Source organism: Gammaproteobacteria bacterium (assembly GCA_036381015.1).
GTDB lineage: Bacteria > Pseudomonadota > Gammaproteobacteria > Steroidobacterales > Rariloculaceae > ZC4RG20.
Window position 1 is genome coordinate 48,123 of the sequence record DASVDR010000029.1, and the last position, 25,568, is coordinate 73,690.

General features: G+C 68.4%; 20 protein-coding genes. 8 read left to right on the top strand and 12 right to left on the bottom strand.

The window, feature by feature from the left end; translation table 11 throughout:
- Positions 1-399 precede the first annotated feature (399 nt).
- Entirely contained in the window at positions 400-2,973 is a 2,574-nt protein-coding gene (locus VF329_10840; GenBank protein ID HEX7081501.1) for an ABC transporter permease, read from the top strand.
- A gap of 72 nt (positions 2,974-3,045) precedes the next feature.
- On the opposite strand, the gene VF329_10845 is transcribed toward VF329_10840, so the two are convergent.
- Positions 3,046-3,414 carry a VOC family protein gene (locus VF329_10845; GenBank protein ID HEX7081502.1) on the bottom strand — a complete coding sequence of 123 codons (369 nt, stop codon included), beginning with the start codon at positions 3,412-3,414 and terminating at the stop codon, positions 3,046-3,048.
- 153 nt (positions 3,415-3,567) lie between these two features.
- Here VF329_10845 and VF329_10850 point away from each other — a divergent pair, with 153 nt between their 5' ends.
- Complete coding sequence (locus tag VF329_10850; GenBank protein ID HEX7081503.1) at positions 3,568-3,747, top strand: hypothetical protein; 180 nt, start codon at positions 3,568-3,570, stop codon at positions 3,745-3,747.
- A 40-nt stretch (positions 3,748-3,787) separates the two neighbouring features.
- Here VF329_10850 and VF329_10855 read toward each other — a convergent pair whose 3' ends face one another.
- Genes VF329_10855 through VF329_10865 form a run of 3 tightly spaced genes read right to left on the bottom strand, consistent with a single transcriptional unit; the run spans position 3,788 to position 5,371 of the window.
- A complete protein-coding gene (locus tag VF329_10855) occupies positions 3,788-4,060 on the bottom strand; it encodes a UBP-type zinc finger domain-containing protein (protein HEX7081504.1) in 273 nt (90 codons plus the stop codon).
- A gap of 19 nt (positions 4,061-4,079) precedes the next feature.
- On the bottom strand, positions 4,080-4,298 hold the full coding sequence (locus tag VF329_10860) for a hypothetical protein (GenBank protein HEX7081505.1): 219 nt from the start codon (positions 4,296-4,298) through the stop codon (positions 4,080-4,082).
- Positions 4,299-4,354: 56 nt separating this feature from the next.
- Positions 4,355-5,371, bottom strand: coding sequence for a hypothetical protein (locus tag VF329_10865; GenBank protein ID HEX7081506.1), 1,017 nt, complete (start codon positions 5,369-5,371; stop codon positions 4,355-4,357).
- Between the two features lie 127 nt (positions 5,372-5,498).
- On the opposite strand from VF329_10865, the gene VF329_10870 reads away from it, so the two are divergent.
- The gene (locus VF329_10870; GenBank protein HEX7081507.1) at positions 5,499-7,163 is read left to right on the top strand and encodes an FAD-dependent monooxygenase; all 1,665 of its coding nucleotides are present in this window, start codon (positions 5,499-5,501) and stop codon (positions 7,161-7,163) included.
- 13 nt (positions 7,164-7,176) lie between these two features.
- Here VF329_10870 and VF329_10875 read toward each other — a convergent pair whose 3' ends face one another.
- Entirely contained in the window at positions 7,177-8,442 is a 1,266-nt protein-coding gene (locus VF329_10875) for an APC family permease (GenBank protein ID HEX7081508.1), read from the bottom strand.
- A gap of 122 nt (positions 8,443-8,564) precedes the next feature.
- Between VF329_10875 and VF329_10880 the strand changes: the two genes are divergently transcribed.
- Entirely contained in the window at positions 8,565-10,142 is a 1,578-nt protein-coding gene (locus VF329_10880) for a 4-coumarate--CoA ligase family protein (protein HEX7081509.1), read from the top strand.
- Between the two features lie 76 nt (positions 10,143-10,218).
- Here VF329_10880 and VF329_10885 read toward each other — a convergent pair whose 3' ends face one another.
- The 3 genes from VF329_10885 to VF329_10895 form a co-directional block, all read right to left on the bottom strand.
- Positions 10,219-12,588 carry a molybdopterin cofactor-binding domain-containing protein gene (locus VF329_10885; GenBank protein HEX7081510.1) on the bottom strand — a complete coding sequence of 790 codons (2,370 nt, stop codon included), beginning with the start codon at positions 12,586-12,588 and terminating at the stop codon, positions 10,219-10,221.
- Positions 12,585-13,070, bottom strand: a complete 486-nt coding sequence (locus VF329_10890; GenBank protein HEX7081511.1) for a (2Fe-2S)-binding protein — start codon at positions 13,068-13,070, stop codon at positions 12,585-12,587. Before VF329_10890 ends, VF329_10885 begins: the two co-directional genes overlap by 4 nt.
- A gap of 148 nt (positions 13,071-13,218) precedes the next feature.
- A complete protein-coding gene (locus tag VF329_10895; protein ID HEX7081512.1) occupies positions 13,219-15,720 on the bottom strand; it encodes an ABC transporter permease in 2,502 nt (833 codons plus the stop codon).
- A gap of 442 nt (positions 15,721-16,162) precedes the next feature.
- Here VF329_10895 and VF329_10900 point away from each other — a divergent pair, with 442 nt between their 5' ends.
- The 3 genes from VF329_10900 to VF329_10910 all read left to right on the top strand — a co-directional run bounded on the left by VF329_10900 (position 16,163) and on the right by VF329_10910 (position 17,817).
- Positions 16,163-16,945, top strand: a complete 783-nt coding sequence (locus tag VF329_10900) for an AraC family transcriptional regulator (protein HEX7081513.1) — start codon at positions 16,163-16,165, stop codon at positions 16,943-16,945.
- 111 nt (positions 16,946-17,056) lie between these two features.
- Complete coding sequence (locus VF329_10905; protein ID HEX7081514.1) at positions 17,057-17,416, top strand: hypothetical protein; 360 nt, start codon at positions 17,057-17,059, stop codon at positions 17,414-17,416.
- 29 nt (positions 17,417-17,445) lie between these two features.
- A complete protein-coding gene (locus tag VF329_10910) occupies positions 17,446-17,817 on the top strand; it encodes a YciI family protein (GenBank protein HEX7081515.1) in 372 nt (123 codons plus the stop codon).
- A gap of 23 nt (positions 17,818-17,840) precedes the next feature.
- Here VF329_10910 and VF329_10915 read toward each other — a convergent pair whose 3' ends face one another.
- The 3 genes from VF329_10915 to VF329_10925 all read right to left on the bottom strand — a co-directional run bounded on the left by VF329_10915 (position 17,841) and on the right by VF329_10925 (position 20,827).
- Positions 17,841-18,110 carry a hypothetical protein gene (locus VF329_10915; GenBank protein HEX7081516.1) on the bottom strand — a complete coding sequence of 90 codons (270 nt, stop codon included), beginning with the start codon at positions 18,108-18,110 and terminating at the stop codon, positions 17,841-17,843.
- A 63-nt stretch (positions 18,111-18,173) separates the two neighbouring features.
- Positions 18,174-18,806: a class GN sortase gene (locus VF329_10920; GenBank protein ID HEX7081517.1), complete on the bottom strand. Its 633-nt coding sequence runs from the start codon at positions 18,804-18,806 to the stop codon at positions 18,174-18,176.
- Entirely contained in the window at positions 18,803-20,827 is a 2,025-nt protein-coding gene (locus tag VF329_10925; protein HEX7081518.1) for a marine proteobacterial sortase target protein, read from the bottom strand. The genes VF329_10920 and VF329_10925 overlap by 4 nt, the downstream gene beginning before the upstream one ends.
- A 262-nt stretch (positions 20,828-21,089) precedes the next feature.
- Here VF329_10925 and VF329_10930 point away from each other — a divergent pair, with 262 nt between their 5' ends.
- The gene (locus VF329_10930) at positions 21,090-22,982 is read left to right on the top strand and encodes an MBL fold metallo-hydrolase (protein HEX7081519.1); all 1,893 of its coding nucleotides are present in this window, start codon (positions 21,090-21,092) and stop codon (positions 22,980-22,982) included.
- Positions 22,983-23,068: 86 nt separating this feature from the next.
- On the opposite strand, the gene VF329_10935 is transcribed toward VF329_10930, so the two are convergent.
- Positions 23,069-25,270 (bottom strand): M3 family metallopeptidase, encoded by a 2,202-nt coding sequence (locus VF329_10935; GenBank protein HEX7081520.1) that lies wholly within the window; start codon positions 25,268-25,270, stop codon positions 23,069-23,071.
- Positions 25,271-25,568: the final 298 nt, after the last annotated feature.

The following is a 25,568-nucleotide window of genomic DNA, read 5'->3' on the forward strand; positions in this document are numbered from 1 at the left end:
GGCTTTTATCGAGGGGGATCATTTTGCCCTCCGCCGCAGCGTCGCGACTTTGCCGAGACACCGGCTTCCTTGCTCGCGAGACCGCCTCGGGCACGACGCGACGCTACGAAGCGCCGGGCCCGCGAGGCGAGCGGGCGAGAGCGGCTACTCTTCCCGCAGCGTGCGCATCTTCATCGGGCACACTCCTCCCGGCAGCCCTGTCCCGGAACGTGGATGCTCCATCGTGAGCAACGAGCATGCCAATGCGGAAATCGGCGCCAACGGCTTGATTCGAGTGAAAAGTCGGCCCGCTCGCGGCGCGGCGGCATCATACTGCGCGTCCCACAAACACCACACTCGTCCTGCGTCCGGGACGCGACCTCCTCGTGCTTGTAACCAGCGTCTCCGCATTTACGTCTTATGAGTGGGATAGAATCACCGGTCCGATCCTGGCCCGTAGCGATAAGGGGGGCAGGGGTGCGCTCATGGCTCGCTGAGTTCCGCCGGGATTTCCGCTGGGGATTGAAACTGCTCCGGAAGAGCCCCGGCTTCACGGTGGCCGCGGTGCTGACGCTGGCGCTCGGCATCGGCGCCACCAGCGCGATCTTTACCGTCTTGCATTCGATCGTCCTGCGGCCCTTACCGTTTCCCAACCCCGAGCAACTCGTCTGGATCCAGGAAGTGAATCAGCGGGACGGACGTATCCGCCCGCCCGCCGTCGAGGTCCACGAAGCCTGGCGCGAACAGAGCCGAACGCTGACCAGCGTCGGCCCGGGCATCACCGGCGGTGTCGACATGTCCGTTTCCGGCCCGACCGGCGCGACGCGGATCAGCCTCGGCGGCATCTCGTTGAGCACGCTGTCCGTATTGGGCGTCGAGCCGGTCGTCGGCCGGTGGTATCGCCTGGACGAGGCCACGGTCGAGGGAGACACGGCGGAGACGCTCGTCATCAGCTACGGCCTCTGGCAGAGCTACTTCGGCGGGGACCCCGACGTCGTGGGTAAGACGATCCCCGGGTGGGACGCCGCGTGGGGCCGGATCATCATCGGCGTCATGCCGCCCGATTTCTGGGTCCATCCGTCGATGGCGGATGTCGAGGGCTGGTTTGCGTTCAATGTCGCTCGGATACCGGGGGCGCGGGCGCAGACGATCGCCCGTCTCGCTCCGGGCGTCGACTATGACCAGGCCGAGGCGGAGCTCGGCACGATCGCCCGCCGCGTCGAGGCCTCTCTGCCGGGCGCCACGGACGCCGACGACTGGCGCATCGAGCTCGAGCCGCTTCACGAAGTGTTCACGTCCGAGTACAAGGCAACGCTGTACCTGCTGCTCGGCGCCGTCGGTTTCGTTCTCCTGATCGCCGCCGTGAACGTGGCGAATCTTCAGTTGAGCCGGAGCGTGACGCGGCAGTCGGAAATGGCGACACGCGCGGCTCTCGGAGCGGGCCGCTGGCGCCTGATCCGACAGCTCGTGACCGAGAACGTCCTGCTGGCGCTCGTCGGCGGCGTCCTGGGAATCGCGGTGGCCTATGTGGGCGTCTGGGTGTTCGTCACGCTGGCGCCCGGGTTCTATCCCCCGACCGAGGACATCGCGATTCGCCCGGCCGTTCTGCTCTTTGCGTTCGGCGTCTCGGTGCTGACGGGTATCGTAGCGGGACTGGTCCCGGCGTTCCGGGTCTCGCGCCCCGATTTGCAGGATGCGCTCAAGCAGACGCCGCGCGGAGGCTCGAGCGGCATCCGCCAGGGCCTCCGCCGCGGGCTGGTCATCATGGAGGTCGCCCTGGCGCTGGTCCTGCTCGTCGGCGCGGGCCTCATGATCAACAGCTACGCGCGCGTGATGCGGGTCGACATGGGGTTCAGACCGGACGACCTCCTCACGATGGAAATCAATCTCTCCGGCCTCGAGCGATACCGGACACGACACAATGTGGCGCACTTCAGCGTCACGCCGCAGGCGGCGATTTTCTTCGGCGAGGTCATGGACCGGGTGAGGGCGCTGCCCGGGGTTCGCTCGGTCGGTTTGACGTCGGGATTGCCGCCCAGGCTGTCGGGGAATTTGCCGTTCCGCATCGTCGGCGAGTCGGGCGATGCCGGTGACAATGACCGCTTCGCGCAGTATCACGAGGTCAGCGAGGACTATTTCGAGGCGATGGGCATCGAGTTGGTCCGGGGGCGCGTGTTCACACCGGCGGACAACGAAGCGGCGGCCGGGGTCGTCGTCATCAACGAAACGCTGGCCCGGCAGTTTTTCGGCAACACCGATCCGCTGGGTCAGATCGTCGAGGTTCGCATCAACCAGGGGAACCCGGAACTGGCGGACGACCGGCCGCGCGAGATCGTGGGTATCGTCTCCGATACGCGGATACGCCCGCAGGACGACCCCATGCCGATGATGTACGTGCCCTACCGTCAGCATCTCTGGGACTACGCCGGCACCGGCCCGTTCTACATTCATGCGCGAAAGGACTTCGCCATTCGGACCGACGGCGTCGATCCGATGGCTCTGGCGAACGCGGTCGGTCAGGCCGTGGCGGACGCAGACTCCTCCGTCGCCGTCGACAACGTGATGCCGATGCGCGAGCGCCTGTCGCAGTCGGCGGCGAACGAACGATTCTGGCTGCGCTTGCTGGGACTGTTCGCCGGGCTGGCCGTTTTCCTCGCGGCCGTCGGAATCTACGGCGTGATCTCCTACGCCGTGGAACAGCGCGCCCACGAGTTCGGGATACGAACGGCGCTCGGCGCCGGGCCGCGGGACATCGTCCGGCTGGTCGTCCGGGAAGGCCTCCTCGTCACCGCGATCGGGATCGTCATCGGCATCGGCGCCGCTTTCGCGTTGACTCGGCTGATCGCCAACCAGCTTTACGGCGTGACGCCGATGGACCCGCTGACGATAACGACGGTGGCGCTCGTGCTGACGGCGGTGGCCATGCTCGCCTGCGTGGTTCCCGCCCGGCACGCCTCGAAGGTGGATTCGCTCAGGGCGCTGCGCGTCGAGTAGCCGTAATCGGGCGGTCGCGATGCTCCGAGCCGAGAGCGCAATGCCGGCGGGGCACGCTGCGCCGAACGGCGCTCACTTCGCGTTGCTGTAGTCGTACCACACGGCCTCGATATTGTTGCCGTCCGCGTCGAGCACGAAAGCCGCATAGTAGCCGGGCCAATAGTCGCGGTACCCGGGTGCGCCGTTGTCCTTGCCGCCCGCGGCGAGCGCAGCTTGATGGAACGCCTCGACCTGCTGGCGGTCGCTCGCTTCGAAGGCGACGTGAGTGGGGACGACGGTCTCTTCCTTCGTGATCCAGAAGTCCGTGTTCTTGCCGTCGTTGAATCCGGCCGACTCGCCGAATTCCATGTTGTTGCGGTAGCCGAGCGGCGCCAGTGCCCGGACGTAGAACTCCTTCGACCGGGCGTAGTCGCTGACCGGCAGCGTAGTGTGGGCGATCATTGCGATGCTCCTCCGAACGAGCCCGTCCTTCGGGATCGGCGCAGCATCAAACGTGCCAATTCGAACCCGTTGCGCGCATGGTCTTTGCGCAGTAAAGTACTTTACCATACGCCGGGCCACGGCGTTCTGACGACTTCCGCCCGGGAGACCCTCATGAAATCCACTGCCGCCGGCCTTTTCACCGCTCTCGCCGTTGCCGGGGTGGCCGCTCTCGGCGGGGCCTTGATCGTTTATTCCGAGCTCGACGACGCGCCCGGCGGCGTGCTGATCGGCCTCCTGCTCGTTGTCGGAGCGGCGGCGCTCGGGATGAGGGCGGCCCGGTGGAGGGGATAGAGCTTCACGGGCGCGGCGGGGGGGCCGCTCGATCAGTGAATCAGTAGCCGACGGTCAAGTTGTCGGGATAACAGTAGAGCCAGCGCTCACCGGGCTCCGCGGAAGCGACGACCGGGTGCCCGGTCGCTTGCGCATGCCGCGTGGCATGGCGGTTGATCGAGCTGTCGCAACAATGCGTGTGCCCGCAAGTCTGGCACGTCCGCAGGTGAACCCAGCTGTCTCCCGTCTTCACGCATTCGTCGCACTGATGACGCTGCTTCCGTTTGACGGTTTCGATCTCGTTCAGATGACTACATATCGATGCCGGTGACATGGCGCGTGCTCCTGCAGCGTTACTGCGCCTCGATCCTCCCCACCACTCGAGTCTGCACCGGATATCCGTCGAGGGTCTCGGGGAGGCTCTCGCGTGTTTCCGGCCCTTCGCGTTCCACTCCGACGACGATCACGGGGCGGCCGTCGCTGTCGCGCCCGATGCCGACGGAAACGACGCCGGGCGTGGCCATGAGCCGCGCTTCGTGCCTTGCCTTGACGTCTTGAATCGAAGCTTGCACTGGTGACTCCTCGCCGCAAGCCGTGGCGGACATCATCACGATCAACGTTAAGGCCGCTATTCGAACCATCGCCTATGAACGCCCAAGGCGGAGAAGACATGGCTGATACGATTGATGATAGTCGTGCTGTCGCTCCCTGCAAACAGCAGGCCGACGAGACGGTTCTGGTCATCCAGAATGGCCGATCCGCTGTCCCCTCCCTGACTCATCGGCCCCGCGAGAAGCTGATCGACGAAGCGCGCGGTGCGTCCGCCGCCGTAGCCGACGTCGACGGTCACCGCCACCTGGAGAATCTCGCCGGTAGTCAGCCCCGTCGTGCGGCCGCTCTTCTTCACCGTCGTCCCGAGGTCGGCTTCGGCCACGCCTTCGATCGTGTCGATCTCGAGAATCTCGTCCGACAGGTCGGCGGGGTTCAGCGGCCTCGCGAGAGCCGCATCGACGAGGTTCTCCTGCGCTTGCAAAGTAATGGTCCGATAGCGCGTCTTGCTCGAGATGCCGGCGCAGACGGCGTTCAACGCGGCAACGACTACGCGCCCGGTTGCACACTCGCTCGCCGGCTCGGGGCGTGCAAAGCTGATCGGTACGAAGGCCTCCAGGTTCGCGATGTGGTCGTCGGGAAATCGCCCGCCGTCGATTGGACCGGGCTGAAGGATCGCGTCGCCCAGGCGGGCGTCGTTGCTGTCGGCGAGAACGTGGTTGTTGGAGAGGATCAACACATCGCCGTCCTTTCTCACCAGACATCCGAGCGTTCCGGCCGTGATGTCGCGATGCCCGATGCTGACACCGCCCGGCGCCGGCCGGTGCCTTGCGGTGCGTGACTGCTGCGCGCGGATTCTCCCCGTTTGCACGACGTCGGTGGGGATTCCGTCGAACGTGCGAGGCACGAGATCGGCGGGCGCAAGCTGCGCCTCGGCGAGCTTCTGCGTCACCGAGCACACGATCGCGAGATCGGAAGTTCGCCGGCCTCCCGTGACCTTGAAGCCGACGCCTGCGGCAACGACATTCGCACGGGAAAGAAGATTCGGCGCCGCTCTCCTCACGACGCTCACTGTCGTATCCAAATCGTGCGCCACGCTTGCTCCTTGCGGTCGATATGCGAAAGATCGAATCAGGCAGCGGACGCTCGTCATCATACGCGCCGGAAGAGAAGAGTCACCGCGTCGCGGTTCGACGACGGCATGAAACGCGGGGGATAACGCAATGATGCATCATCGTTTCCAAAGCGAGGAGATGCTCGATGTGCTCGTCGTCGGGGCGGGCCCTACTGGTCTTGCCCTCGCCGCGCAGCTTTGCGCATTCGGAGCTCGGTTTCGCCTCGTCGACAAATCGCTCGATCGCGCACAGGAGTCGCGCGCATTGGCCGTGCAGGCGAGGACGCTCGAGCTCCTTGAAAGCCTCGGGCTCGGTGCAAAGCTCGTCTCCCGCGGCAATCCGAGCGCCCGCGTGCTGCTGCATTTCGGTCAGGAGCGGCCCGCGGAGGTGCGTCTCGGCGACTTCGGCGCGGAGGATACGCGCTTTCCTTTCGTCCTGTTCGTCCCGCAAACCGAGACGGAAGCAGTGCTCGGCGAGTATCTCGACGCGCACGACATTCCGATCGAACGCGAAGTGGAGCTCACCGCGTTGCGGCAAAGCGCGAACGGCGTGGATTGCCGTCTGCGCCGTCGCGACGGCCGCGAGGAAGCGGTGACGGCGCGCTATGTCGTAGGCTGCGACGGCGCGCACAGCACCGTGCGAAAGCTGGTCGGCGTCCCTTTCCAAGGAGAGGCTTACTTGCAGGACTTTCTGCTCGGCGACGTCGAGGTCGAGGGCGCGCTCGAGCCCGACGCGCTGCATGCCTTCGCCGCCGGCCCGCAAGGTGTGGCGCTCTTCTTTCCGCTTCGTGTGCCGGCGACGTGGCGCATCATCACCTTCGCGGAAGCCACCGCCGAGAGCGGACGACGCCCGGTCCATGCAGCGGAAGCCTTGAAGATGAATTCGCTGCCGCTCGAAGAGCTGCAGGCTGCAGTCGATGGGGCGACCGGCGGCGGATTGCGCGTGCATAGTCCGGCGTGGCTCACGCATTTCAAGCTGCACCACAGGCAGGCGCGACACTACCGTGTGGATCGCGTGTTCCTGGCCGGCGATGCTGCCCATATCCACAGTCCCGTCGGCGGACAGGGAATGAATACCGGAATTCAGGACGCGTGGAATCTCGGCTGGAAGCTCGCGTTCGTGTGCCGGCGGCTCGCCGAGAAGACGCTGCTCGATTCGTACGAGGCCGAGCGGTGGCCGGTAGGGCGGTTCCTGTTGCGGACCACGGACCGGGCGTTCGGCGTGCTCGTTCGACTGATGTCCGCGGGTCGGGCGGCGCGGTGGGTGCGTCGGAACGTCGTCGCCCGCGTGCTGCCGCGCGTGATGCAATCGGAGCGGTGGCGCGCGAAGGCGTTTCGCTTCGTTGCAGAGCTCGACATTCATTATCGGGGGAGCCCGGCCGTCGCCGAGGGCGAGCCACCGGCACACTCCGCGCTGCGGCCCGGCGAACGCCTGCCGGACGCCCGGGTGACCTGCGACGGGCGAGAAATTTGGTTGCAGCAGGAAGTCGTCGGCGCGCATCTCGCCGTGCTGTTGTGCGGAGATCGCGGCTCGTGGGACGCCGCGCAGGTCGAGGCGCTGCGGGACGCCGCGGGGCACGTCGTCGTCCGACACCTCGTGCATGTTCCTTCGCCGGGCGATCTCGTCGCTCCGACCGGCCGGTTGCTGGCACGCTTCGGCGTCGTCGATGAAACGGATTCGGCTCAGTATGTCGTGCGGCCCGATGGATACATCGCCTATCGATCGGCGGGCAGCGATCTGCGGCTGCTGCGGGAGCGGTTGCTTACGGGCTGACGCGGCGGCCGCGTCAGGGCGAGGGCTGCGCCCTCCGCCGCGCGATCGCGTGCCAGACGAGACCGACGATAACGAGACCGAGGCCGACGAGCCAGACACGGCGCTCGACCCAAAACGCGAGCCCGAGGCACGCAAGGAATCCGAAAACCGCGACCCAGCGCGGGAAGAGCCGCTGCTCGGCCGGCAGCCGCAGCGCCGATAGATTCGTCAACGCGTAGTAGATCAGCACCGCGAACGCGCTGAACGACCAGGTCGTACGCACGTTGCCGATCGTGACGAGCGCCGCGATCACCGCGCCCACGGCGAGCACGGCCCAGTAGGGCGTCGTGCGGCGCTCGTCGAGCCTGCCGAGCACGCGAAAGAGATCGCCGCGGCGCGCCATCGCGAGCACGACGCGCGAGAGGCCGAGAATCAAGTTCAACAGCACGCTCAGCATCGCCGTGATCGCGCCCGCGGCGAGCACGAAGGGTGCTCCCGGCACGCCGAACCGCTGCGCGACGACGGCGAGCGTGGCGCTCTCGGTATCGGTCGCGGCCCGCAACCCGTCGCTGCCCGCGACGCCGATGCCGACAGCCGCAACGGCGAGATAGAGCACCATCACGAGCGCGACGGTCGCGATGATCGCGCGCGGAATCGTCTTGCGCGGCTCGCGGACCTCCTCGCCGAGCGTTGCAATGCGTGCATAGCCCGTGTAAGCGACGAACGTGAGCGCCGTGGCCTCGAGGAAGGCGCCGAGCGCCGATCGGGCGTTCGCGTCGCCGGCAGGCGCGCCCGCGCCGGCGGCGAAGAACGGAGCGAAGCGCGAGGCATCGATCGACGGGAGCCCCGCGAGCACGAAGTAGAGCAACGACAGCAACGTCACGCTGACGATCGCGGCGTTCGCCGTGCTCGAGCGCCGGATGCCCGTGAGCACGAGGGCCGTGAGGAGGGCCACGGCGCCGAGCGCGACGGGCACGAGGTACGCCGGCCCGAAGCCGACCGCGTGCAGCAGATAGCCGGCGAAGCCGAGCGCGGCCGTCGCGGCCGAGGCGGACTTCGCGATCAGGAACACCCAGCCGGCCGTGAAGCCGGCCGCGGGACTCAGGTAGACGTAGCCGTACTCGTATGTGCCGCCGCTCACCGGATGAGCCGCGGCGAGCTGCGCGCTGGCGAGCCCGTTCGCGAGCGCCACCGCGGCCGCAACGGCGAGGGCGAGCAGGACGGCGGGACCCGCAAGCCCCGCGCCGAGGCCGATGCTCACGAAGATACCGGTCCCGAGCATCGCGCCGAGCCCCATCATCACGGCGCCTGCAGCGCCGAGCTCGCGGCGAAGGCGAGGGGAGTCGCTACGTTCGATCACGACGCTTGGTCCGGTTGCCTCGTCGCGGCGGGTGCCGCGGTGGAGTATCGTTTGTTCGAGCCATGATCTACTCGAGTCCGCATTCTCCGGTCGACATTCCGGCCGTGCCGCTCGCGGAATTCGTGCTCGCCCGCGCGGCCGCCAGGGGCGATCGGCCCGCGCTCGTCGACGCCGTCACGCGCCGCTCGATTTCGTACGCCGCGCTCCCCGAGATCGTGGAGCGGACTGCGGCCGGCCTCGCCCGGCACGGCATCCGCAAGGGCGACGTCTGCGCGATTTTCTCGACCAATACGCCCGAGTACCTCGTCGCCGTGCTCGCCACGGCCCGGCTCGGCGCCGTCTTCACGACCGCAAGCCCGCTCTACACGAAGGACGATCTCGGCAAGCAGCTCCGCGACTCCGCGGCTCGGATCCTATTCACATCCTCCGCGCTCGCGCCGACTTGGGCCGACGCGATCGCGGGCACGGCCGTCGAGCGCGTCGTCGTGTTCGACGATCCGGGCTCGGGCACGCTGCGAGCGGGCAGCTCCCCGCTCGGCTTCGACGTGCTCGCCGCGACGCGCGGCGCGCCGCCGTCGGTCTCGATCGCACCCGGCGACCTCGTCGCCATGCCGTACTCGAGCGGCACGACGGGCCTGCCCAAGGGCGTCATGCTCACGCACCGCAACCTCGTCGCGAACGTGCTCCAGGCCGACGGCGCGAGCCACTACGTTCACGACGAGGATCTGACCGTCGTGTTCCTGCCGCTCTTCCATATCTACGGGCTCACGGCGATCGCGCTTCTCGGCCTCTGGTCCGGCGCCACCCTGGTCATCATGCCGAAGTTCGAGCTCGAGCCCTATCTCGATCTCGTCGCACGCCATCGCGCGTCGCTGCTCCACGTCGTGCCGCCGCTCGTCGTTGCGCTCGCGAAGCATCCCGCGGTCGAGGCGCACGACTTCTCGTCGATCCGCAAGCTCTTCTCGGGCGCCGCGCCGCTCGGCGCGAACGTCATCGAGCAATGCATCGCGCGGCTCGGCTGCGTGCTCCAGCAGGGCTACGGGCTCACGGAAACGAGCCCCGCGACGCACATCACGTCGGACGACCCGGCGAGGATCAAGCACGGCTCCGTCGGTCCACCCGTGCCGAGCACCGAATGCCGCGTCGTCGATCCGGAGACCGGCCGCGACGTTCCGCCCGGCGAGGACGGCGAGATCTGGGTCCGCGGCCCGCAGGTCATGCGCGGCTATTTCAATCGGCCCGACGAGACGCGCGCGACGATCGACGACGCAGGCTGGCTCCGGACCGGCGACATCGGCCGCGCGGACGAGGACGGCCACTTCTTCATCGTCGACCGCTTGAAGGAGCTCATCAAGTACAAGGGACTCCAAGTGCCGCCCGCGGAGCTCGAGGCGGTGCTGCTCTCGCACCCGGCCGTCGCCGACGCGGCCGTCGTGCCGCTCGCGGACGAGCACGCGGGCGAGGTTCCGCGCGCGTTCGTCGTGCGGAAGGGCGAGGCGACGGCGGACGAGCTCATGGGCTACGTGGCCGAGCGCGTCGCTCCGTACAAGAAGGTGCGGCGCGTCGACTTCGTCGACGCGATTCCGAAATCGGCGTCCGGGAAGATTCTGCGGCGGCTGCTGAGGGACCGATCGACGTAGCGGCAGCGAGATCGAGCTTTCGCCGGAGTATCGCTGTCGGTCTCCTCGGAGTTCGCCTGACGCCGCACTGCCGGGCCTATGCCTCCGCCGCCCGCAACGCCGCGAGCACGCGTTCCTTCCGGAAAGGCGGCCGCCGCAGCCGAACACCGGTTGCGTCGTGAATCGCATTAGCGACCGCCGCGATCACCGGCTTGTGGCTCGCCTCCCCGGCGCCGTAATGCGGCAGGTCGGGACGATTCGGGTTCGGGTCGCCGTTCACGAGAACGACGTCGATCGTTTCCGGCGTATCGGAGTGCCTCAAGCTCGGATGCGTCGCCCAGTCGACGCTCAAGACCTTCTCGGTATCGAATTGCACCTCTTCCCACAGCGCACGGCTCAAGCCGTGCAACATGCCGCACTCGACGGTACGCCGTAGACCCTCGGGGTTGATGACCAAGCCGCAATCGTGAGCGCACACGAGGCGCTTGACCCAGACGCGGCCGGTCTCGCGATTGACCTCGACTTCGGCGATCGTGGCGACGACCGTGTTGCTTCGGTAGGTGTACGCGAGGCCGCGCCCCGTCAGGATCGGGCCCGAATCTCGCGGCTTCGGCGAAGGCCGCTCGTCCCAGCCGTAGACTTCGAGCGCCGCGCGCAGCGCGGCGAGCGAGCGCGCGCGCCGAAAGACTCGGTCCTCGGGGCTCGCGGCGATCATGTCGAGTCGGAACTTCGCGGGATCGGCCTTGGCGGCTGCCGCGAGCTCGTCGATGAACGACTCGAACGCGAACGTCACCTGCGGCCCGTTCGGGTCGCGCAGGTTGCCGGTGCGCAGCGGCGTCTCCCAGATCAAAGGCAGCGCCACGACGTGCGCCGTGATGCGCCGATGGGGAATCGCGTAGAGGACGGAAGGCGTCTCGGCGCGGCCTTCGGCCGGCTTGTCGGGCCGGATGCCCATCAGCTGCGCGATCAGGACCGTGTCGGGCTCGTTGTACCCGATGTGGTTGTAGTCGACCGCGCGCGCCTCGTACTCGAGCGCCACGAGACGGCCTTCGGCGTCGAGCCCGCCGCGGAGCTTGAACGTGTAGGCCGGCCCCTTCGTATCCCAGGCAGTCTCCTCGTGCCGCATCCATTGCACGCGGACCGGCCGGCCGAGCTCGTGCGCGAGGAACGCGGCCTCGAAGCCGACGTCGTCCGCGGCCGTGCGGCCGTAAACCTGCGGACCGTCCATGTAGATCACGCGCACGCGCTCGGGCGACAGACCCAGGAATTCCGCAACGCCGCGCCGCAAGCCGTACGACTTCATGTCGTTCGAGTAGATCGTGAGCTGATTGTCCGAGGGATCGGCGAGCGCGTGTGCCGGGCCGATCGCGGTGTGGCCTTGGAACGGCACCTCGTAGTCGGCCTCGATGACCGTGGCCGCGCTCGCGAGCGCCGCGTCCGGGTCGCCCGTGACCTCGGGCCCGCGGCTCGATGTGGGCGTCGCGTTGCGAATGTAATCGAACAGACCGGCCGAGGACGGGAACGGCGCCTCGGCCGGCGGCGCCCAATCGACCTTCAGCTGCCGCGCGGCCTGAATCGCCTGCTCCTCGCGTTCGCAGACCACGGCCACATAGTTGCCGCGGCTCACGACTCTGACGAACCCCGGCACGTCGGCCACCGACGACTCGTCGATGCCGCGGAGCCGCGCGCCGGCGAACGGCGGCCTCACGTTGCGCGCGTGGAGCATGCCGGGCAGCTTCATGTCCACGGCCCACGTCAACGAGCCGTCGACCTTCGCGGGAATGTCGTAGCGTCGCACGGACTGACCGACGACGCGCAGCTCGTTGACGGGCTTGACCGCGGCCTCGCCCGTCGTCGCGTCGATATCGCGCCCGGTGAGCGTAACGTCGAACCGCTTCCCGCCGATGAGCTCGGCGTAGGTGACCGACCTCGACGGATCGGATGCGGGCGAGATCACGCCGTCGCGCACGGTGAGCTCCGCGACGGGCGCGTCCAAGTGCTCCGAGCCGAGCTCGAGCAAGACGCGGCGCGCTTCGGCCGCTACCCGTCGCATCGGCCAGCCGTCGCGCTCGATCGCGTCGGAGCCGCCCGAGCCTCCCTGGTCGGGCGTCATGTCGGTGCGGCCCATGACGAGGCGCGTCTTGTCGTAGGCGATGTCGAGCTCGTCGCACATCATTTGGCGGAACGCGGTGCCGGTCCCTTGGCCGCCGTCCGTCTTGCCGACGAAGAAGGTCGCCGTGTTGTCCGGATGGATCACGATCCACGTGTCGAGCTGACGGAAGTCGGGGTCGGGATACGGCCCCCGGCCTCCGGCTTGGGCGAGCACGTTACCGCCGGGGATCGCGCCGATGCCGACGCTCACGACCACCGCGCCCGAAGACTTGAGGAAGCTCCTGCGCGAAAGCGACGGGTTGACGCGTCGAAGCGCGTCCTCGACCGCTTCCGGAAGCGCGAGTGCGGTGCTCATGCGGAAGCCTCCTCTGCGCTCGCCGCGGTGCTGCGCACGACGCGCTTGATCGCGGCCTGAATGCGGTAATAGGTCATGCACCGGCACAGCACGCCTTCCATGCCCTCGCGAATCTCGGCGTCCGTGGGGTTCGGATTCCGGTCGAGCAGCGCCTTGGCCGTCATGATCTGACCGTTCTGGCAGTAGCCGCACTGCGGCACCTGCTCGTCGATCCACGCTTGCTGAAGCGGATGGAGCTTGCCGTCCTTCGCGAGACCTTCGAGCGTGGTGATCTCGCCGTTGACCTGCCCGACGGGCGTGACGCACGAGCGTGTGGCGACGCCGTCGATGATGACGGTGCAGGCGCCGCACTGCGCGAGCCCGCAGCCGAAACGCGGACCGCGCAGCCCGAGATCGTTGCGCAACACATATAGAAGGGGCGTCGACGCCTCGACGTCTACCTCGTGGAGGGCGCCGTTGACGCGCAGTGAAACCACACTCATTGGATCCCCCGGGGTTAAGCCGGCCGACGGGCCGGGTCAGGGAATGACCCTATACCAAGCCGTTGGGAATTCAAAGGCCTTGGGGGAGGCCCCGTCTGGACGGAGTCGGTGACGATGGAAGCGCATGCCGTCGCCGCTTGGCCGTCGCCTACTCGTGGCGCAGCGCTTCCATCGGTGCGACATTGGACGCCCGTCGCGCGGGCAGGTAGCTCGCCGCGAGCACGACAACCGCGAGCACGGCGGCGGCCGCCGCGAGCACGCGCGGATCGTATCCCGAAACACCGTACAGCAACGCCTCGGCGGCTCGGCCGAGCCCGAGCGCGGCCGCGAGGCCGAGCGTGCCGCCGACGAGCCCCATGATGCCGACCTGCTTCAGCACCATGCGCCGCAATCGTCCGGGCTCGGCGCCCAGCGCGATACGCAGACTGAGCTCGCGCGTGCGCTGCGCGACGTTGTAGGCCAAGACCCCGTAGAGCCCGACCGCGGCGAGGAAAGTCGCGAGCGCCGCGAGACTCGCCGACGAGAGGCTCACGAAACGATCGAGGAACACGTTGTCCCGCACGTGCCGTTGCATCGTCGCAACGTCGTCGACGGGCAGGTTCGGATCGATGCCGGCGACCACGCGACGAATCGTCCCCATGAGCACGGCCGGCTCGACGGCGCCGCGCACGTAGTAGGTGAGCGTGCCGAGCCCCAGGCTCTGAAGGCGCGGCAGGAAGAACTGCGGCGGGATCGGCGCCTTGACCTTGCTGTACTTCGTATCGCGCACCACACCGACGATCTCGATGTCCGGGGCCGGACTACCGGGGAAGTCGAAACCGAAGCGTGAGCCGAGCGCGTTCCCGCCGAGCCCGAACTTGCGCACGAAGCTTTCGTTGACCACGGCCACCCGCGGAGCGAGGAGCCGGTCCGCGTCGGTGAAGCCCCGGCCGGCCACGAACGGGATCGACAGGGTTGCAAAGAAGCCGGGGCTCACCTCGTTCATCGCCGCATTCGTGTTCGTGCCGTACGGTGCGTCGAAGCCTTCGACCTTCAAGCCCGGGTTCCTCGAGCTGTTCGTCAAGAGCGGCACGGCCGACGAGCCGACGGACGTGACGCCCGGCTGCGCCGCGAGCGCCTCCTCGATGCGGTCGAAAAGGCCCATGACTCTTTCGGGTTCGTAGCCGTTCAATCGAGGCGACACCGTGAACGTCACGACCGACTCGACATCGAGCCCCAAGTCGATGCGCCCGATGTTCATGAGGCTTTGCGTGAAGAGGCCCGCGAGCACGAGCAGCACTATCGAGAGGCCGATCTCGAGCGTCGCGAGCGTGCCGCGGAAACGCACGAGGCCGCGCCCGGCGCCGGCCTGAGCCGACCGGCCCTTGATCGCCGCGCCGGGATCCGTGCGCGCGGCGCGCAGGGCCGGGACCGAGCCGAAGAGCAGGACCGTGCCGAGCGCGACGCCGGCGCCGAACAGCATTGCCGCCCGGTCGAGCTCGAAGTCGATGCCCGCGGCTTCCGGCGGCGCAATCGCGGCGACGAGCTGCAGCGTCGCGGCGGCGACCGGCAGGCTCAGCGCGCCGCCGATCACGGCGAGCGCGCCGGCTTCCGTCAGCAGCTGGGCGACGAGGTGGCGGCGCGCTGCGCCGATCGATGCGCGGATCGCCATCTCGCCGGACCGCGCGACGCCGCGTGCGAGCAGGAGGTTCGCGACGTTCGCGCAGACGATGAGCAGGACGAGCGCCGTCACGCCGAGCAGCAGCGTGAACGGCTGCGCGGTGCCCTCCGGTACCCAGCTCTGCCCCCGAGCGCCGGGTTCGAGGATGAGCCGCCGATTCCGAAAGCGTTCGAGATCCTCGCTCGACAGGCCGATCTGGAGCGGCGCCTCGACGTCGTTGAGGATGCCGCTGTAGAGAACGTTGATCGAGGCCGAAGCCTCTTGCACGGAGACGCCGGGCGCGAGGCGCGCGAACGCGTAGAGCCAGTACGCGCGGCGGTTTTCGGTCTCCGGTCGACCGGTCGGCCGCATGAGCTCGTGCAGCGTGAGCGGCACGAACACGTCCGGCCGGAAGCCGATCGTCGTGCCGTCGAAGCCTTCCGGAGCGACGCCGATGATCTCGAGCGGCTGCCCGTTGACCGTCAGCGTGCGTCCGAGCACGTTTTCGTCCGCGCCGAGCTGATCGCGCCAGAATCCGTAGCGCAGCACGACGACCGGCGATGCGCCGATCCGCGCATCGTCGCCCGGGCCGATCAGTCGGCCGAGCGCGGGGGAAAGATTCAGCGTGCTGAAGTAGCCGCCGGATACGAGCAGTCCGCCGCCTGCGACGGTCGCGCCGTCGTGCGCCAGGTTCGCGTCGAAATCATGGTGCGCGGCGATGCCGCTGAAGACCCGCTGCCCCGCTTCGAGATCGCGAAACATCGGATAGCTCAAGACGTACTGGCAATCACCGGCCCAGCCGCAGCTCGTCGAGCCCGGCTTCGGACCGGGCGCGTCGAGGTTCACGAGCCGCTCGGGGTCGGGGACCGGCAGCGGTCGCAGCAGCAACTCGTGAAACAGCGAGAAGATCGCCGTGCTGCCGCCGATCGCGACGGCGAGCATGACGACGATGATGATCGAGACCGCGGGATGGCGGGTCAGCTGCCGAGCGGCATTGCGGACGTGAATCATGCGCAGGCTCCTCCGCTCGCTCGGAGCCGTCGCACCGTCAGCGGCAGGCGGGACCGGGCGTGGAAAGGTTCATGGCGCGCTCTCGCCGGGATGCGCAGTCCTTAGCAACCGATGTGCCAAGGCCGGCGTGCGAGTCAATTGCTTGATTCTATTTGACATGGTGCTCTCGACCGATTTTTCGCCCAAATCGATTCGTCCCGAAAGCGGACGGCGCATCTCGGTCGTGGGACGCCGCAACCTCGTCGCGCGCAGCTCGTTATCGAGTGCTCGTCGCCTCGCACTGCAAGCATCGTCGCGGGCGGCGTGCTCGTCGTTCCAAAGGCGCTGTATCGAGCTCGGCCGGGGATGGCTGCAACCCCTCCATGTCGTGCATCATCGTGAGGTGGTAACGACGATGCCGCGGGACGCGCAGCAGGAATCCGGACAACGCGAGTCGCGGTGGATGCTGACGCCGCGCTGGTACCTGTGGGACGGCGGATTTCTCGCGCTCGGAAAGAGCGAAGGCGTCGTGCCGCCGCACGCGCATCACGCGATCCAGATCGTGATCGCGATCGAGGGCGACGTCGCGGTCAAGGGCACGACCGGAGATTGGCGCGACGGCCGCGGTGTGATCATCCGCCCGGACGCGCGGCACTCCTACGACGGCAAGGGCGCGAGCGGTGCGATGCTGTTCGTCGATCCGGAATCGAGCGAGGGCGTCTGGCTGCGGACGGCATTGGCCGAAGAGATCGTCGTCGTCCCCGAGGAGCGCCTCGACGACAGCATCTCCGCGCTCCGGACGTTCTTCGAGCGGCCGTACGAGAGCATGGAGCTCCGCGAGCTGATCCGCCATTGCGTGCTGTCGCTCTGCGCCGGCGCGCCGCCCGCGCGCCGTCTCGACAAGCGGGTGACCCGGGTGCTCGACGCGGTCCGCGCCTCGGAGGATTTGCGAATGTCGCTCGAGGACGCCGCGAACATCGCGTTTCTGTCGCCCGGCCGTTTCGCGCATCTGTTCAAGCAGCAGGTCGGGCTGCCGTTTCGGCACTATCTGCTGTGGCGCAAGCTCGCGCGGGCGATGCTGGCGATCGGCAAAGGAGGAACGATCGGCGCCGCCGCCCACGCGTCCGACTTCGCGGATGCGGCCCACCTGACCCGCACCTTCTACCAGATGTTCGGGATTCCGCCCTCCGTGATGATGCGCGGCGACTTCTTCGAGATCGCGTCGCCGTTCAGCGTTGTCGATTGATCGTCACGTCTTCCGGCTCGACGCGCTCTCGGCCCTCGGCGGCGCTGTTCAGTGTGAGTTCATCTCGTAGCCGGATGCTAAGGTCAGTCCGATGTCCGTCAGGGGAACGACATGGCCAAGCTCGAGCTCTTCGTCAGCGCCGCGGCGGTGATCGCGCTCGCCGGCTGCACGAGCGGCACCCGCATTCGCGTGTCCGATCCGGATGCCCGCATCTACGTCAACGGCGAGTACGTCGGCACGGGCGACGGCTACTACTCCGATCGAAAGCCGGCATTCACCAGGCAGGAGGTCACGCTGCGCAAGGAGGGCTGTGAGGAAAAATCCTACAGCTTCCGCCGCAATGAGCGGCCTGCTCTCGGCGCCATCGTGAGCGCGTACTACTTGGGCTTGCCGATCCTCTGGTTCCTTAAATACAAGGACCATCGCGCTTACGAGTTCGAGTGTCGAATTTCCGCGGGCTCGTTCGACTGATTGTCGAAAGCCAAGCAGGAGACCGGCTCATGAAGTACCTGACGTTCATCCGGCACGCCGAATCCTATCGAGAGGCGGGCCCGCCCCAGGCCTTGATGGAGGCGATGGGCGAGTTCATCCAGCGGTCCTTCGAAAACGGGACGCTGGTCGATACCGGCGGATTGCTGCCGAGCAAGGAAGGTGCGCGGGTACGGCTCGCGAACGGGAAGATCACGGTGACCGACGGGCCCTTCGCGGAGAGCAAGGAGATCATCGGCGGCTGGGCGATCCTGAACGCCGACTCGAAGGAGGAGGCGGTTCGGGTCGCCACCGAGCTCATGGAGCTGCACCGAAAGTATTGGCCGGAATTCGAGGGCGAGTCGGAAGTCCGGCCGATGTTCGATCCCGGGACGGGCCCTTGACGCTCGGTGCTTCGGGCTGAGCGCTAGGCTCGAAGCCGCTCGATCTCGCTGCTCAGCTTTCTCGACTCGTCGGTGACGATGCGCTCGAGCACCCGAATGCGATCCTCGAGCGTGCGAATGTGGCGGTCGCGATCCTCGAGCCGCTCCTTGAGCTCGTCGAGCTCGCGGCGCGTCGGCTGATCTCTGTCCTGAGCCCGCGCGTGCTTCAACCTCGCGAGGCGCATCAGAAACACGAAGGTGCAGACGATGGCGACGATCGGGATCAGATCCTCGAGCGGACTCGGCGCGAACATTTTGGTTGCTCCTCTGGCGGGCGCGGATCGAGTATAGCGCCGACGCCGGGGAACGACTATTCGTCAGCCTCCGGCGCGGGCGACCAGCTCGGGGCGCGGCATCTCCGCTTCCCGCGCGGCCGTGACGACGTAGCGCATCGGGCCGCCCGGCGTCACGGCGTCGAACGGCCAGCAGGTGACGAGCGCGAGCACGGACTCGTCCGTCTGCGTCCGAAGTGTCGCCCGCTCCGCATCGACGACGTCGACCGCGGTGACCACGTACGCTGCGACGCCGCCGTTCGCGGATTCGACATAAAGGCGGTCGCCGGGGTGAAGCTCGCGCAACGCGGCGAAATGTGTGTCGCGGTGACCGGCGATGATGCTGACGCCGGCCGTGCCGGGCTCCGCGCTTCCTTCGAGATGCACAGGGCCGAACGCGAGGTTGCGTGCGGATGCACCGGCCAGCACGACGAGCGGCTCATCGGCGGTCGGCAGATGCAGGCGTGCGATCGGCCACGTATCGGCCCACGGCCACGGCCGGACGCGCTCGGCACCGTCCTGCGTGGCGGCCCACGCGCGATTCAGCAGGTATTGGGCCACCTCCGCCTTCACCGGGATCCACGCGCCGGCCGAGAGCAGCAGACCTCCGGTCGCGAACATCGCGGTCACGGCCGCTCCCCGCCAGGGCGTGAACGCCGGTGCGAACCTGCGGATCATCGCGGCGCTCCGACGAAGCGCGAGCGCCGCCGCAACGTTCCGAGCAGCAGCGCCGCCGCGGCGATCGCGAGCCATCCGAGCCGGCGATAGAGCTCCGCCGGCGTCGCCGTCGCCGGTAGATACGCGAGCGACGTGCCGGCCGGCGCCATGTTGCCGACCGCCTGCCGCTCGAGCGCGGCGGCACGCGACCGCGCGGGCGTCCTGTCGACGGCGACGAGACTCGTGTAGGGGCTCACGAGCCCGTGCTCGAGCGCCGTCTCGACGACGACGCTGCGGATCACGCTCTCGCTCACGCCCTCGACGCGACTGTCGAGCGCGTGCTCGATCTTGCGCCGCGCCCACAGCGCGGCGATGCCGGGCGAGGGCGCAGGCTTCGCTTCGACGGATTGCGACCACGGCGAGCCCGCGAGGCGCCCGAAAACCTCGATTGCGATCGGCCCGTCGCCCCGCGGGAAGCTCGCCGTGACCACGACCGGCTCGCCCGCGTAAAGATCCGGCACGCGCGGCGGATAGAGCTCGACGGCATTCGGCCAATCCACGAGCACGTCGGCGAGCGCGACGCGCTCGAGCTTCGTGAACAGCGCCTGCATGCGCTCCGCCACGGCGCCGGCGTCGCCGATGTGCGTGTACGTGCCGCGGCCGAACTGCGCGGCCTTGCGCATGAAGTGCGAGTTCGGTGCGGCGCCGATGCCGATCGTGAAGAGCCGCGCGTCGCCGAGGCGCTGCCGGATCGCGGCGAAGAGCTCGGTCTCGTTTTGGACGGCGCCGTCGGTCAGGAACACGACCTGGCGGAGATACCCGGGCGCCGCCGGCTGCGCCAACGCGGCGTGGATCGCCGGTGCCATCTCGGTGCCGCCGTCGGCGCCGAGCGTCGCGACGTAGTGCCGCGCCTGCGCGAGCGTCTCGGGCGTGACCGGCCGCGGCGACGGGTAAAGGCTCGAGGTCGTCGAGTTGAACTGAATGACGTTGAAGCGATCGACGCCGGTCAGCCTGCCGAGCGCGTCGCCCAGTGCGAGCTTCGCCTGCTGGATCGATGCGCCGTGCATCGAGCCCGACGTGTCGACGACGTAGATCAGCTCGCGGGGCTGCGCGCGGTACAGGTGCGTCTCGGCCGGCGGGACGACCATCAGCAGCGCGTACGTCGTGTCGCCGCGCGTTTCGGTCAGCGCGGCGGCGGTGGGCGCGCTGCTCGCGCGCGGACGCCACGCGATCACGAAGTCGCGGTCCATTGGCACGGTCGGGCTCGCCGTTTCGATTTCGTATCCCGAGCCGTCGGCGGTCGCACGGATCTCGTGATGAAGGCTCTCGATCTCGGCGACCGGCAGGCCGGGCGTCAGCGAGACGTGCAGCGCCGCTTCCGCCGCAACGCCTGCGGATGCGGCCGGGCCCGCGGAAGAGCCGATCGAGGGGTCCGACGGAGCCGCGACCGCCGCGGCGTTCGACGCCTTCGCGCCCGATGCTCCGCCGTTCTCATAGCGGGGCGTAAACGTCATCGGAAAGCGAAGGCTGAACCCGCTGCCGTCGTATCGCGCCGTGTCGAGATATTCGATGATGATGTCGGTCGACTCGCCGGGCCCGATGTTCGCGACCTGCGTCGTGAACAGGCTCGGTGCGGTCTGCGTCACGAGGCTCGCGCGGCGACCGCTGTCACGGGCCTCGCGGTACTCGCGCGCCGCCTGCTCCTTCTCGCGGATCTCGCCCTCGATCAGACGATCGCCGATCCGCATCCGCAGCCGATCGACGGCCGCGCCGTCCGGCAGCGGGAACGCGTAAACGGCCTCGGCCCAGCCGTCGCCGAGGTTGCGGAAACGCTGCGCGACGGTCACGCGCGCGACGATGCCCGTCACCGCGATCCGGACGTCCGTCGACAGCGGTGCGGAAACGTCGAACCCGGCCTCGGATCGAAACAGCAGCGTGCCGGCGCCGATGTCCGCCGGAAGCTCGGCGGCGGCCGCGCGATGCGCGACGAGGGCGAGGACCAGCGCCGCGGCGGGGGCGGCGATGGACGGGAGCCGGAGCATCGGCATGTCCTCCCTTGCGGAATCCAGGTTGTCATTCCGCAGGCGCGATCTGCCGAGCGGCGGTCGAATTCGGGCGTCGTGCGGGACGAATTGTGGGGAATTACGGCGGCGCGGCGGCCGGCGGGGCGCGCGGACTCGCGTCCTTGCGCTCGAGACGGATCCGCGTCGGTCGCCAGCGGCGCGCACGCCGGCCGCCTATTTCGCCGGCGGCGCATGACGTCCGCCTATACTGAATGCCGGGAATGCATTCAGCTGCCGCACCATGCGGGACCGCATCGAAAGGACGCTCGAGGCGGGAGGGCGCGTGCTCCTCGCCGGCGCGCCGGGCACCGGCAAGTCGACGCTCGCCGCGGAGTGGGCCGTCCGCTTTGCGGCAGCCGGCGTGTCGTTGGCGTGCGTCGGCTGCGATCCCGGCTCGCCGGCCTTCGGGCCGCCGGGCGCGATCTGCCTCGGCGAGTGGCGCGACGAAGGCTGGGCCCTGGTCGACCTCGAACCCCTCTGCACGCTCGACGCGGCGCGCTTTCGGTTGCCGTTGGTGCAGGCCGTCCGCCGCCTGCTCGAGCGAACGCGGCCCGGCGCGCTGCTGATCGACATGTCGGGAGCAATCCGCGGCGTGCCCGGCGCGGAGTTGCTCGCCGGCGTCGCGGCCGCCGCGCGCGCGGATCTCGTCGTGCTGCTCGAGCGGGACGGCCGAGTGCCCGAGGTCGAGCGGTTGCTCGCTGCGCTCACGGGGCAGGTGGAGCGGCGGTGCGGGTCAGAGGCGGCTCGCGCGCCGAGCAAGCCGGAGCGTGCGCGCCGGCGCACGGCCTTGTGGAACGCATACCTCGAAGACGCCGTCGCCGAGCGCTGGTTGGATCTCGAAGGCCTCGTGCTCGCGGGCATGCCTCCGTCCCGCGAAGCGCCCGGAGCATGGCGCGGGCGTCAGGTCGCGTTGCTCGACGGCAGCGGCTGCGCGGGGTTCGGCGAGATCGTCGGATCGGAAGGCACGGCCGTCCGCGTCCGGCTGTGCGGGGCCGAGGTGCCGGCAACCGGCTTGCTCGTGCGCGATGCGCAGCGCGGTCCGGAAGGCTTGCTCGGCACGGCGCCCCCGCCGGCCGAGCGCGTGCGCGCGCGTGCCGCACGATCGCCGGGAAGAAACCGGGACGAAGTCGCCGAACGGCGCGAGGCCCTGCAGCTCGGCCCGTTCGTCGCGACCCTCGTCAACGGCGTCTTCGGCGATCCGCTGCTGCTCGTGCGCGTCCGCCACGGCCGAACGCTGCTGTTCGATCTCGGCGAAGCGGATCGTCTCGGCGCCCGGACGGCGCATCGCGTCACCGACGTTTTCATCACTCACGCGCACATCGACCACATCGGCGGATTCTTCTGGCTGCTCCGCGCGCGGATCGGCGACTTCCCGGCGTGCCGTCTTTACGGGCCCCCGGGTCTCGCCGCGAACGTGAGCGGGATGGTCAACGGCGTGCACTGGGATCGGGCGGGCGAGGGCGCGCCGCGATTCGACGTTGCGGAGCTTCATCCGGACGGCCGCGTGCGGCGATTCGCCGTGAAGGCCGGTGAAAGCCGCGCCCGCGAGACCGGCGAGACCGAGCTGACCGACGGCATCCTCGTCGACGAGCCCGCGTTTCGGGTGCGCGCCGCGATGCTCGATCACCGCACGCCGATCTTGGCGTTCGCGCTCGAGTCGGCGCGGGAGATCAGCGTGCGGAAGGAGCGATTGGCCGCGCTCGGCCTTCCGGCCGGGCCGTGGCTCGCGCGCCTGAAGCACGAGATCGCCGCCGGCCGCGAGGACGAAACCGTCGAGCTGCCCGGCGGCGAGCGGCGGACGGTTCGAGCGCTCGCGGACGCGCTGGTCACCGTCGCGCGCGGAACGAAGCTCGCTTACGCGACGGACCTCGCGGACACGGCCGACAATCGGCGCAAGCTCGCCGACCTCGCCCGCGGAGCGGACGCGCTATTTTGCGAAGCGACGTTCCGCGAAGCCGACGCGCACAAGGCGGAGCGCACGGCGCACCTCACGACGCGAGCGTGCGCGGAGATCGCCGCAGCCGCCGAGGTCGAGCGCCTCGTGCCGTTTCACTTCTCGCGGCGCTACGAGTCGGACGCGGACGCCGTCTACCGGGAGCTGCGCGCGCGCTTCGGCGCGGTGATCCGCTTTTGAAAAAAGGTGTCGAAAAAAGGTGTCAGACACCATTTTCGCGAGATCCGCCTGCCACTCTCGGAAAAAGGTGTCTGACACCTTTTTCGCTAGTCGGTGGTCAGGCCGCGGCGCTCGAGGAGCGGCTCGATCTGCGGCTCGTGACCGGCGAAGTCGCTGAAGAGGGCGAGCGCGTCGCGGCTGCCGCCCCGCGACAGCAGCTTCTCGCGGAAGTAGTCGCCGTTCTCGCGCGTGAGCCCGCCGTGGGTCTTGAACCACTCCACGGTGTTCGCGTCGAGCACCTCGGACCAGATGTAGGAGTAGTAGCCGGCCGCATAGCCGCTGAAGATGTGGCTGAAGTACGGCGTGCGGTATCGCGGCGGCACCGGCTCGTAGTCCGTGCCATTCGCCTCGAGCGCGGCCGCCTCGAACGCCATGACCTCGTCGGCCGGCGGCACCTGGTCGGCCGTGATCTGATGCCAGCTCTGATCGAGCATCGCCGCGGCGAGATACTCGGTCGTGAGGAACCCTTGGTTGAACTTCGCGCTCTCGACGACCTTGTCGAGCAGCTCGCGCGGCATCGGCTCGCCCGTCTGGTAGTGCTTCGCGTAGTTCGCGAGCACGGAAGGCCAGTCGGCCCACATCTCGTTCACCTGCGACGGGTACTCGACGAAGTCGCGCGGCACGCGCGTGCCGGAGAAGTAGGGATAGTTCACATCCGAGAACATGCCGTGCAGCGCGTGGCCGAACTCGTGGAAGATCGAAGTGACCTCGTCCCATGTGAGGAGCGTCGGCTCGCCTTCCGGCGGCTTCGGGATGTTGATGTGGTTCGCGACCACGGGCCGCGTGCCGAGCAGATCCGACTGGGAGACATATTCGTTCATCCACGCGCCGCCGCGCTTCGACGGGCGCGCGTACGGATCGAAGATGAAGATCGCGAGCTGCGAGCCGTCGGCGTCGAAGACGTCGAAGACGCGCACGTCCGGATGGTAGACGGGCAAGTCCGTGCGCTCCTCGAACCTGATGCCATAAAGCTGGTTCGCTGCGTAGAAGACGCCGTTCTCGAGCACGCTGTTCAGCTCGAGGTACGGCTTGAGCGCGGCCTCGTCGAAGTCGTACTCGGCCTGGCGAACCTTCTCGGTGTAATAGGCCCAATCCCAAGGCTCGAGCTCGAACGAGGGCTCGCCCTTCGCCGCCTGCTCGCGGTCGATCACGGCCTGGAGGGCTTCGCCTTCACGCATGGCGTTCGCCACCGCGGCCGGCGCGAGCTGCGCGAGCATCTCGTTCACGGCCTCGGGCGTCTTCGCGGTCTCGTCCGCGAGCACGTAGGCCGCGTAATTCGGGTAGCCGAGCAAGTTCGCGCGCTCGGCGCGCAGCTTCATCGTCTCGGAGATGATCGCCCGGTTGTCGTACTCGTTGCCGCGGCTGCCGCGCGCGATCGACGCCTCGTAAATGCGGCGGCGCAACTCGCGGTTCTCGAGGAACGTATTCGGCGGCTGCCCCGTGGTGTTCTGAAGCGTGATCACGTACTTGCCCTCGAGCCCGCGAGCCTCGGCCTCGTCCGCGGCCGCTTGGATCGCGGCCGGCGGCAAACCGGCGAGCGCTTCGCGGCTGTCGACGACGACCGCCGAGTCGTTGACCTCGGCGAGCACGTTCTGGCTGAACTCGGTGCTCAGTCGCGCGAGCTCGGCGTTGATCTCCTTCAATCGCGTCTTCGCGGACTCCGAAAGCTCGGCGCCGGCGCGGACGAAGTCCGTGTGATAGCGCTCGATCAGACGGACGGCCTCGGGATCGAGCCCCAAGGATTCGCGCTGCTCGTACAGCGTCTCGATGCGGGCGAAGAGCTCCGGATTCAAAAGGATCGCGTCCGCGTGAGCGGAGAGCTTCGGCGCGTATTCGGCCTCGATGGCCTGACGCATGTCGTTGGTGTCGGCCGATACGAGGTTGAAGAAGGTCGTCGCGGTTCGCTCGAGCAGCCGCCCGGATTTCTCGAGCGCGACGATCGTGTTCTCGAACGTCGGGGGCGCCGGGTTGCCGGCGATCGCCTCGATTTCCTCGAGGTGCTCCGCCATGCCTCGATCGAGCGCGGGCGCGAAGTGCCGATCCTCGATGAGATCGAAACGCGGATACCCGAGCGGCAGATCGCTCTCGGTGAAGAACGGATTGGCGGAGTCGGCCGCGGCGCCATCGCTCTCGGGTGAAGCCACGTCGGCTCCGGTCTCGGATTCGGGGGACTGAGCGGCTGCCGGATCGGCCAGGCAGACTGCCGCGGCGACCACGATGCCGAGCGCGGCGAAATGCGCTGATTTCATGGGCTCCTTCCTCGGTGATGCGAAGTGCGAGCTGGTTGGCTACAGATTACCCCATGACGGCTTCCCCGGGGGGCGGCCCCCCGCCGGCTTCGTGACTTCCCCTATCGCGGGGCGCGGCTGGAGCCGCCGGCTCAGGCGAGCGACCGCGGCGCGCCGATGCGGGCAAAGAGGTGCGCTTGCCGAGGAGCACCGGTACACTTGCACGCCGACGCTCGGGTCGCCCGAGCGGTCGCGTCGTGGGACGACGAACGGCGAGAACGAACATGAACGAGCCGAATTCCGTCTCGACGAGCTGGGG

Coding starts and splice junctions, on each gene's coding strand:
- VF329_10935 (HEX7081520.1), bottom strand. CDS start 25,270: ATGAAATCAGCGCATTTCGCCGCGCTCGGCATCGTGGTCGCCGCGGCA.
- VF329_10910 (HEX7081515.1), top strand. CDS start 17,446: ATGAAGTACCTGACGTTCATCCGGCACGCCGAATCCTATCGAGAGGCG.
- VF329_10845 (HEX7081502.1), bottom strand. CDS start 3,414: ATGATCGCCCACACTACGCTGCCGGTCAGCGACTACGCCCGGTCGAAG.
- VF329_10900 (HEX7081513.1), top strand. CDS start 16,163: ATGCTGACGCCGCGCTGGTACCTGTGGGACGGCGGATTTCTCGCGCTC.
- VF329_10850 (HEX7081503.1), top strand. CDS start 3,568: ATGAAATCCACTGCCGCCGGCCTTTTCACCGCTCTCGCCGTTGCCGGG.
- VF329_10885 (HEX7081510.1), bottom strand. CDS start 12,588: ATGAGCACCGCACTCGCGCTTCCGGAAGCGGTCGAGGACGCGCTTCGA.
- VF329_10880 (HEX7081509.1), top strand. CDS start 8,565: ATGATCTACTCGAGTCCGCATTCTCCGGTCGACATTCCGGCCGTGCCG.
- VF329_10905 (HEX7081514.1), top strand. CDS start 17,057: ATGGCCAAGCTCGAGCTCTTCGTCAGCGCCGCGGCGGTGATCGCGCTC.
- VF329_10930 (HEX7081519.1), top strand. CDS start 21,090: ATGCGGGACCGCATCGAAAGGACGCTCGAGGCGGGAGGGCGCGTGCTC.
- VF329_10855 (HEX7081504.1), bottom strand. CDS start 4,060: ATGTCACCGGCATCGATATGTAGTCATCTGAACGAGATCGAAACCGTC.
- VF329_10895 (HEX7081512.1), bottom strand. CDS start 15,720: ATGATTCACGTCCGCAATGCCGCTCGGCAGCTGACCCGCCATCCCGCG.
- VF329_10870 (HEX7081507.1), top strand. CDS start 5,499: ATGATGCATCATCGTTTCCAAAGCGAGGAGATGCTCGATGTGCTCGTC.
- VF329_10915 (HEX7081516.1), bottom strand. CDS start 18,110: ATGTTCGCGCCGAGTCCGCTCGAGGATCTGATCCCGATCGTCGCCATC.
- VF329_10920 (HEX7081517.1), bottom strand. CDS start 18,806: ATGATCCGCAGGTTCGCACCGGCGTTCACGCCCTGGCGGGGAGCGGCC.
- VF329_10890 (HEX7081511.1), bottom strand. CDS start 13,070: ATGAGTGTGGTTTCACTGCGCGTCAACGGCGCCCTCCACGAGGTAGAC.
- VF329_10875 (HEX7081508.1), bottom strand. CDS start 8,442: ATGATGGGGCTCGGCGCGATGCTCGGGACCGGTATCTTCGTGAGCATC.
- VF329_10840 (HEX7081501.1), top strand. CDS start 400: ATGAGTGGGATAGAATCACCGGTCCGATCCTGGCCCGTAGCGATAAGG.
- VF329_10925 (HEX7081518.1), bottom strand. CDS start 20,827: ATGCTCCGGCTCCCGTCCATCGCCGCCCCCGCCGCGGCGCTGGTCCTC.